Annotated in this window: 6 protein-coding genes; 3 read left to right on the top strand and 3 right to left on the bottom strand. The window is 55.2% G+C overall.

Translation table 11 applies throughout. From position 1 onward, the window contains the following. Nucleotides 1-121 precede the first annotated feature (121 nt). Genes ABX962_RS21925 through nadB form a run of 3 tightly spaced genes read right to left on the bottom strand, consistent with a single transcriptional unit; the run spans nucleotide 122 to nucleotide 3,838 of the window. Nucleotides 122-1,135, bottom strand: coding sequence for an AAA family ATPase (locus tag ABX962_RS21925; protein WP_372722318.1), 1,014 nt, complete (start codon nucleotides 1,133-1,135; stop codon nucleotides 122-124). Next, nucleotides 1,132-2,148: a lipase family protein gene (locus ABX962_RS21920; RefSeq protein WP_372722316.1), complete on the bottom strand. Its 1,017-nt coding sequence runs from the start codon at nucleotides 2,146-2,148 to the stop codon at nucleotides 1,132-1,134. Before ABX962_RS21920 ends, ABX962_RS21925 begins: the two co-directional genes overlap by 4 nt. 31 nt (nucleotides 2,149-2,179) lie before the next feature. Beyond that, nucleotides 2,180-3,838, bottom strand: a complete 1,659-nt coding sequence (gene nadB / locus ABX962_RS21915) for an L-aspartate oxidase (RefSeq protein ID WP_372722320.1) — start codon at nucleotides 3,836-3,838, stop codon at nucleotides 2,180-2,182. Between the two features lie 342 nt (nucleotides 3,839-4,180). Here nadB and pssA point away from each other — a divergent pair, with 342 nt between their 5' ends. From pssA to ABX962_RS21900, 3 genes are all read left to right on the top strand, one after another. Then, on the top strand, nucleotides 4,181-5,200 hold the full coding sequence (gene pssA / locus ABX962_RS21910) for a CDP-diacylglycerol--serine O-phosphatidyltransferase (protein WP_372722315.1): 1,020 nt from the start codon (nucleotides 4,181-4,183) through the stop codon (nucleotides 5,198-5,200). Nucleotides 5,201-5,747: 547 nt separating this feature from the next. After that, entirely contained in the window at nucleotides 5,748-6,416 is a 669-nt protein-coding gene (locus ABX962_RS21905; RefSeq protein ID WP_372722313.1) for a class I SAM-dependent methyltransferase, read from the top strand. A gap of 111 nt (nucleotides 6,417-6,527) precedes the next feature. Continuing rightward, a complete protein-coding gene (locus ABX962_RS21900; RefSeq protein WP_372722311.1) occupies nucleotides 6,528-8,687 on the top strand; it encodes a mechanosensitive ion channel domain-containing protein in 2,160 nt (719 codons plus the stop codon). The last annotated feature ends 302 nt before the right edge of the window (nucleotides 8,688-8,989 follow it).

Genomic DNA, 8,989 nt, shown 5'->3' with positions numbered 1-8,989 from the left:
GGCGGATAGTTGGTTGCTCGGACGAGATTAGGATTAAGAGTATGATTAAGAATTCAGTGGGAGCGGGATCTTTAGCAAGATCCACTGCGGGGAATCGTCTACGATGTTGGCCGGTTTGCGATTAGAGGTCGTCATCTTCGTCGTCTTCGCGGTCGGGGTGCAACGGGTCATCGGGGTCGAAGAAGAGATCGGCGAGTCCAAGCGGCACGGCATCGCCGCCGAGCGTGCGTTTGCGACGCTGCGCCAAACTTTCCAGATCGACCGCTTCTTCGCCAAGACATTTCTCCAGCGCTTCCTGCCACGCTTCGTCGGCACTGATTGGATGATTCTTGTCTTGCATCATTCGCTTGATTGCAAAACGCAGCAGATTGATACCGTCGCGTGGCGAAAAATCGAGTTTCAATTCGTGCGAATGCTGCAGAAACTCGACCGTCATCGCCAACATCTCGGGTTGAGCGAACGGCAGATGGTACTGCAGGATCGACATTTCATCTTGCTTGCTCGGGAACCCGACGCTGAGCGTGGGCTGCAAACGACTCATGATGTAATCAGGAATCTCAAACGTCGACTCGTCCTGGTTCATCGTCACGGTCGCCCGAAATTCCTTTTCGGCATGAATCGTAATGCCTGCGACGATCGATTCGACATAGCGTCGTCCGTCAAGCAGTGGCGCGAGCGAAGCCCACGACTTTTCGTTCATCCGGTTGCCTTCGTCCAATATGCAGATGCCGCCGGTAATCATCGCGGTAACAAGCGGCGAGGCGTGATAGGCGATCTCGCCACCTTGGCTTAGCACCGGCGTGATCAGCAAGTCTTCGGGCCGCGTGTCGGCGGTGCACTGGTAAATATACAGCGGACGCCCTTGCGCCTTGGCCGCCGCGATCGCCAATTGAGTCTTGCCCACTCCGGGCGAACCGATCAATCGAGGCGTTAGCGGAAGATCCGAATCGTCGACCGAAATCCAGCAGGCCAACAACTGCATCAACACTTCTTGCTGCCCGATCCATTGCCCGGCAGCTTCATAGGGATGCGACAGTTTCAAGCGAACGCCATCGATCTCGATATGCCCGGGCGTGACGTGTTGCGCCGTGCCAACCTCGGGTCGGTGTTTTTGACTTGGTTGCGAACCGCTCATCCTTGAATTCTCATTTCGTTCGAGTCTAAGCCATCAGCAGATGACTTGTGTTGTTTTGCGGGGGTCGTCGTACGAGGTTTCAAATGTGGCAAATCAACTCTCTCCTCTTCAGTGTACTCGCGTTCGTCACCGGCATACTCGCTTCCCGATTTAGCGATGCCGCCGCCGCCCAACTCGACTTGCTCGGCCCGAACGGCATCAAAAATAGCAGCGATATAGTTGTGAATCGAGTGATCGGCAAAGTGGTCTATTTTCCAGCGTCGCAATCCGTGGACAAACCCCCACCAGCGATCACGCCGCTTCATCAACAGGTTCAGTCGCCCGAGCTGGCCGTTGCGATCAATGTAAACCTCGCTGCCGCAGTGGCGATAGCCGAGCAGCAGCGGTGGGACGCGTGTGACAATGTCGTTGTTGTTGACAAAACGAAAATGATCCAGCGCGACGTAGTTAACGTAACGGTTATCGCCGACCCGCGGGCTGCCGTACGTATAAAGTTGTTCGGGATTGGATTGAATATGCGATAAAAAGCAGCGACCCGAGCAAATGGTTGCCATGGCACCACCGAGCGAGTGACCACAAAACCATAACGGTTGCTCGTTACTCATCAGCGCCGTTTCGATCATCGGCCACAGATCGTCGACTTCGCGTTTGAACCCGCGATGCACGTTGCCAATCGTCTCGGCGACCACCGACGCTGCGTTGGCATCGGCTTGGATATCGTTCCACTCGTTCGGCTCGGTGCCCCGGCAGGCGATCACGCAGTCAAAATCGTTACGAAAACGATACGCTTGCGACCCGTCTCGGTCGTAAAAGGTGACATCTTCAAAACCGGCGACTTTTGCGGCACGCCGTGCTTCGTCCTCGTCGTTGTACGAGATCATTGACAATTCGGCGAATAACAACGCACGCTGCAGAAACGTCAAATCGCGAATCGGACCGCGGACCTTCGAATGGACGACAAAGGCCACTTCACCGGGGTCGCTGATCAGATTGTTTACGGTTTCTTCGATCATGAATGCCGTTCCCTTTGCTCTGAGACGAATGCTAATTCGATCGTGTGATCTCGTTCGGCTCAAGCGGTTCCCCAATTTTCGGGTGTCCACCGTCGACGTCAATTTGTTGCGTCAGATGTCGACGCCAATTTTCATCATCCACTTGCGGGAAATCGGAACGAAAATGGACGCCACGTGATTCGTTTCTCGCCAATGCCGAACGGACCACACATGACGCAACCAACAACATGTTCTGCAATTCCCAGCCTTCGACGGTATCAAATTGTCGCGACATGACGTAAGCCGCAAAGGAGCGGATCGAATCTTCGGCTTCGCGCAGCCCCTCGGCATCACGCTCGACACCGGCCCATCGCCCCATCAAACTTTTTAGCGACACTCGCACGTCAGCGACATCGAACGATTCACGTTGCAGATGGATAGGGTGCTGGATCGGTAACGCTTCAAGTTTGTTGACACTTTCCGCTGCGGCGCGTGAGGCGGCTTCGCCGGCATGGGCGCCGTAGACCAAACCTTCGAGTAAACTGTTGCTGGCCAAACGGTTCGCCCCATGCAGCCCGCTGCTAGTCGCTTCACCGGCGGCCCACAGCCCCGGCAAACTCGTGCGGCCTTGGCGGTCCACCGTCACTCCGCCGATCATGTAGTGAGCCCCTGGACGAACAGGAATCCGATCACTGGTAATGTCCAATCCGAACTTGGCACACGCCTCGGCGATCCCAGGGAAACGTCTACGAACTTTGCCCGCATCGAGATGCGAAAGGTCCAAGTAGACGCAGGGATGTTTAGTCACGTTCATTTGCCGGATGATCGACTGGCTGACGATATCACGCGGTGCCAATTCGGCGCGTGGATCGTACTCGGGCATGAACCGGTGCCCGGCGGCATCGACCAAATGAGCTCCTTCGCCCCGAATCGCTTCGGTGATCAACGAACGCGAAGAACCAGCGATGTACAGCACCGTGGGATGAAATTGGATGAATTCCATATCACGCAATTGCACGCCGGCGCGATAGGCAATGGCCAACCCGTCACCGGTCGCGACCGGCGGATTGGTGGATTCACGATAAACTTGCCCGGTCCCTCCGGTACAGAGAATCGTTTCTTTGGCCCACACCATCAACGGTCGGTTATCAGGCCCGACGATGATCGCGCCGCGGCAACGTCCTTCGTAGGTCAACAGGTCGACGGTAAAGGCGTTATCCCAAATCTCGACGTTCGGCAAACTGCGAGTGCGATCGATGACCGCACGCATGATCTCGGCTCCGGTCGAATCGCCTTGCGCATGCACGATCCGTTCACGACTGTGGCCCCCTTCGCGACCGAGCGATAAGATGCCATCGGATTCGTCGAAACGGGTTCCCCAGCGGATCAACTCTTCGATCCTGCGGGGGCCTTCGCGAATCACCATATCGACGGTGCCGCCATCGCAAAGATTTCCCCCTGCATCCATCGTGTCGATGACGTGGTCTTCGAAACGGTCGTCGGGATCGACGACCCCGGCGATGCCGCCCTGCGCATAATTGCTATTCGATTCACGCAGTTTGTCTTTGGTGACCACCAATACCGAACGATTGGATTCGACCGCGTTGGCGGCTCGCAAACCGGCTAGACCACCCCCGATGATCAAGACATCGGTGAACCGATGAAGCGATCGTCGTGTATCAAAGGGCATCAAATAACGGGGGGTCATCATCAACGTCGTCTCTCTCCGGTGGCTTCGCATATCGACATACTGCTGTTATAGCGGATAGGCTGGTGGACCATGAGTACCGGTAGCGGTGCATTCCCAAACCTAGCGAAACCGTCGTGGGCCCGAAGTCGCTACGACCTGAAAAATCGAACCGCTTTGCCGGAAATGCTCGAGCTTCGGCAAACGGATACACGAAAATTCCGAATTCATCCGCCAGCCGGCTCATTTCCAGTAAGAATGAGAGAACGACTTCGCCGTGTCAGCGGCGTCCCGTACCCGGCGTTCCCCGAACCCCACCGCCGGCGTCGCCAGCCCTATCCATGTTGGAATCACAATAAAAAATCCATGAGTGAACTCAAACGAAGTTTGTTCGGAAGCCGTTCTCGCAGGCGTTCCAGCGAAGATCCTGTCGACGAAACGATGGATGAATCGAGCGAAACCGGTGCATTGCTTGACGCCGAGATGTCCGAAACTCAGGACGGGACAGCTTCGCCCGAGCGGCGAGAGAAGCTGCGGCTGGGCAAACGATTGTTGTCCAAGAAGAATCGCAAACGGCGAAAGCGAAAGTTCAATCTCGCGGTCTTGCCCACCCTTTTGACGCTCGGCAACGCCGTCTGTGGGATGGCCGCGATCTCGGTAGCGATGAGCGATTCGTTGGCACGTGAACCCGAAGAAAAACTGTTCGTTGCTGGAGTGCTGATTTTCGTGGGGATGGTTTTTGATGCGTTGGATGGTTCGGCCGCACGGCTGACCGGTCAAGAAAGCCGTTTTGGTGGCGAGTTAGATAGTTTGTGTGACGCGATCACCTTTGGAACCGCCCCAGCCGTGATCGTGTGGCGAATCAGCGACGTCTTTCCGCAAAAACTGAGCTGGGCCATCGGAGTGCTGTTCACCCTTTGTGTGCTCATCCGCTTGGCGCGTTTTAACGTCGAAACCGATGACGACGATCCTCATGACGGTTTCGAGGGACTGCCAAGCCCGGCTGCCGCTGGGACGATTGCCGCATTTGCCATCGCCATGCCCGACTTGGCGTCGATCGCCACCGACCCGGTCTATCCCGAATTTGTCCATCGGATTGCCCAGTACGCGTTGCTGTCGGCTCACTACGTGATCCCCTTTCTCGCGGTTGTGTTGGCCTACTTGATGACATCACGCTTCCAATATCCGCACGTGTTCCAGCAACTGGTCAGCGGCCGCTGGTCCACGCATCAGTTTGGACAAGCGTTGTTTGCGATCGTCGGAGGCTTCATCCTGCACTGGGTCGCGTTGCCGATCGCGTTCTGCTATTACGCGTTTGGCCCCCCCGTCCGATCGCTTTGGAGCGGCAAACCCCTTCCCCCCGAACCCGCCGCAGCAGACGAATAGAGGCAATTGCAGCGACGGATGGTTTAGCGCGTCATCGCTGCTTTTGCGATTTGTAGCTACGCTCGCCAGAGCGTGGACAAGCGTGGATGGCTGCCGTGCTATGCGATTCACCACCTTCTGGCGAAGGTAGCCAGGAGAAAATGCTTCAAAACGTTGGCCAAAACGGCTCAAGCAATCCGCCATCCAACGTAGGGGGGAGCGAGCGATTAACGCCAGCAAACGTTCGGTTTCAACCGGGCGGTGCTCGCCGGAATCGCAACCAGCACCACCTGCATGAGGGGGCCTTTCGTCGTATTGGTCTTCCTAACCGGTCCCAATTTGTAATAGACGTGTAATAAATGGGTTCAAAATGGGCCGAAGGACTGTTTGCCCGGATACGCTAAACGCTATCCTAACAACGACTTAACGGTCTCCCGAGCGTTGCCGAGTTCGAGTTGACACTCATACAAAAACTGCGATGCTTCGTGGCATCGCGGGCGAAACGTAGGGTAAGCCAGCATTGATATCGAATCAGCATGACTGAGTTTTTCACAGGGTTTCAGGACCAATGAGCACTGTTTCGCCACCGAAGAAGACGAAAACCGCCGAACCGCACCGCAGCCGGCTGTATGACAATTTGGTTCCGGTTTACCAAGGACTATGGCCTGCGGTCGCCAAACGAAATATTCGTAGTGCCATCGCCGCGATGAATATCTCCGCTGGCACCGAAGTGCTCGAGGTCGGGGTTGGCACCGGATTGTCACTGGACAGCTATCCACATGACATTCGGCTTACCGGAGTCGATCTTTCCGAATCCATGCTCGCGGAAGCCGAGCAATTGATCGAGCAAAAGCAATGGCAGCACGTCAACGTATTGTCCATGAACGCCGAGCGATTGACGTTTCCCGACAACAGTTTTGATGTGGTCACGTCGTTTCATACCATCAGCGTGGTGTCAAATCCGCAATCGATGATGAGCGAAATGGTGCGAGTGTGCCGGCCGGGCGGAAAGATTTTGATGGTCAACCATTTTCGTAGCGAGAACTCTTTAATTGCAAAGGTTGTTGACTCCGCCGGAAATATCACCCGCCGACTCGGGTGGCGTACCGATTTGGATCTTCGCGACGTCGTCGCGGGGCTGCCGCTGCGGTTTGACCGCTGCTACAAACCGACGCCGCTTTCGTTTTTCACCATCATGCAAGCAACGGTGACGAAGACCGACGACGTGAACGCATAACGCAGACACATCTTGACCTCAAGTCGTCCGCATTCTATCTCCATTGATTACGCAACGAGGTTGACGCAATTTGTGTTCAACCCGAGATTGCGATCAATGGATTGATATCGCATGAGACGTGGATCACGGACGCCGTTTCTTTTCTTGCTGGCATTCCAGGTTGCCACCTCGTTGGCTGCCGAGCCCATCCAATTGGCCAGCGACACCGCAGCAGTCCCCCCGAGTGAATCGAGTCCTGACAAAGCGGCAATCGAGCCTGATTCCGATGCCGCCAAGTTGATCGATGTCATTGTTGCTCAGCAGAAAAATGCGTTGACCGCGCTGCAAGACTTGCGCGCGAAGGAAGCCGATCTAAAAAACCAGCTTACGAAATTGGCAAGCGGTACGATTGATGACGGCCCTCCCTATTCGATCCTCGTGCTTGACAAACTGAACGATGCGATCGCGGCAAGCAAATCGCAACGAGAGTCGCTTGATGAGTCGCAGCTAGCCGCGCGCGATGCGGTTGAACGATCACGATTGGAAGTGGAAGCCAATAAACGGACACTGCGTCAGATCAAAGAGACCCACCATGCTGCGGTTTCCGAATCGACCAAAGCGATCGAGCGAGAAATCCGATTCGCCGAAGAGACCTTGGTCTTGCGGCGATTGGAGTTGTCGATCGAAGAGAGCCATCGCTCGATCCACTCGCTCGAGCTGAAAATCAGTGAACGCAAACGCGAAATCGTGTCCAAACAGGTCACATTCGCCAAGCTGACGCTTGATGAAAAAACGGCGGAACTTGATGTCCGCGAGATGGAATTGAATGCGGCCTCGGATTCACTCAAACTTGACCTCCAATATGCCGAGCGTCGCTGGTTAGCGGCACGTCAGGAATTGGACGCCCTGGTCGGCGCCAATCCAATCGCGATCGAGCGTGTCGAGGCACTCAGCCTTGCCAAGCAAACGATCCAGGTCGAACAAGGTGTGGTCAATCAACGCTTGCAACGATTGCCCATGATGCGTGCATCCTGGGACCGACGCTATCGCGTTGCGACAGGACAATCTACCCGAGAAGAGCGGCAGCAGTGGCTCACCGAAACACTCTCACAGCTCGAACAATTATCACGCGAGCGACGAACGCGAGAGCTGAAACTTGCGGCGGCGAGATCATCGCTGGATGCCGTCGCGTCGAAAGCCGACGAGTCGACATCCCAGGATCCCGAGCGAACACGGTGGCTGGATCGACAAAACGAATCGTGGTCAAAACAAATTGAACAATACAACCGTAGTTTGTGGGGAATCGACAGCGCCTCGCGCGCATTAACTCGGTTGCAATCCGAAATCGAGGGAGAACCGTCACGTACCCTTGCTCAATGGATCGAAGACGCCTGGGGATCGCTCCGACGGCTTTGGAATTATGAATTAACCAGCTTCGACGACACTTCACTCACCGTGGGCAAAGTCGCAAGCATCTTGCTGTTCGTCTTCTTCGGCTACTTTGCCGCTCGTTGGCTTAGCCGATTGATGGGACAACGACTGCCCAAGTTCGGAGTCGAGCAAGCGGCCGCCGGAGCGATTGAATCGCTGTCGTTCTATGTGATGTTGATCACTTTTGCGCTGGCGGCACTCCGCTACGCAAATGTTCCGCTGACCATGTTCACGTTTCTTGGGGGTGCGATTGCGATCGGTGTTGGTTTCGGAAGCCAAAACATCCTAAACAATTTCATCAGTGGGCTAATCCTACTTGCCGAACGTCCGATTAAATCAGGTGACTTGATCTTGATCGACTCGACTTACGGCAATGTGACACGGATTGGAGCGCGAAGCACGCTGATTCGCACCGGCGACAACCTTGACATCATCGTCCCCAATAGCAAGTTCTTGGAGAACAACGTGATCAACCTGACGCGAACCGATGATCGATTGCGATCGTCGATCAAAGTGGGCATCGCTTACGGTTCGCCACTCGAAAAAGTGATGCAATTGCTTGAACAAGCGGCTACCGAAAATCCCGGTGTGCATCCTCATCCTAAACCAAGCGTCTCGTTTAACGATTTCGGCGACAGCTCGCTGGCATTTCAAGTCTTCTTTTGGGTCACCGCTCGCAACATGGCACAGATGAGGACAATCGAAACGCAAGTGCGATTAGCAATCGACCGCCTGTTTCGAGAACACGGGATCGTGATTGCCTATCCGCAGCAAGACCTGCACCTCAAGTCGCAAACGCCAATCGAATTCCGACTCGCTCGCGAAGAGAGCGAATGCACCGAGTTCAAAGCCGCAAGCTGACACGCAGCGAAGGCGGCCGTAGAAATGAGGAACGCCACAGCATCCTCTGGCGTCGCGGAACTCGCCAAGAGTTTCGGGGAGCACTCGCCGTGGAACGAGAGCCGTTGACGACTTCCTCTATCAACAATCTCTTACCGAGCTAGCCATTTTCGCTAACGCTGTGAACCATTTTCTCGTAGCTACCTTCGCCAGAAGGTGGTGATTCGTATTGGCCGGCAACCATCCACGCTCTGGCGAGCGTAGCTACAAAACGCAAATGCCGTAATTTGCAGTCTCTAAATGCTTCACACCGCCCTCGTTTT

Source organism: Novipirellula sp. (genome assembly GCF_041583735.1).
Classification (GTDB): domain Bacteria; phylum Planctomycetota; class Planctomycetia; order Pirellulales; family Pirellulaceae; genus Novipirellula.
This window is presented reverse-complemented; position numbering and strand designations above follow the sequence as displayed.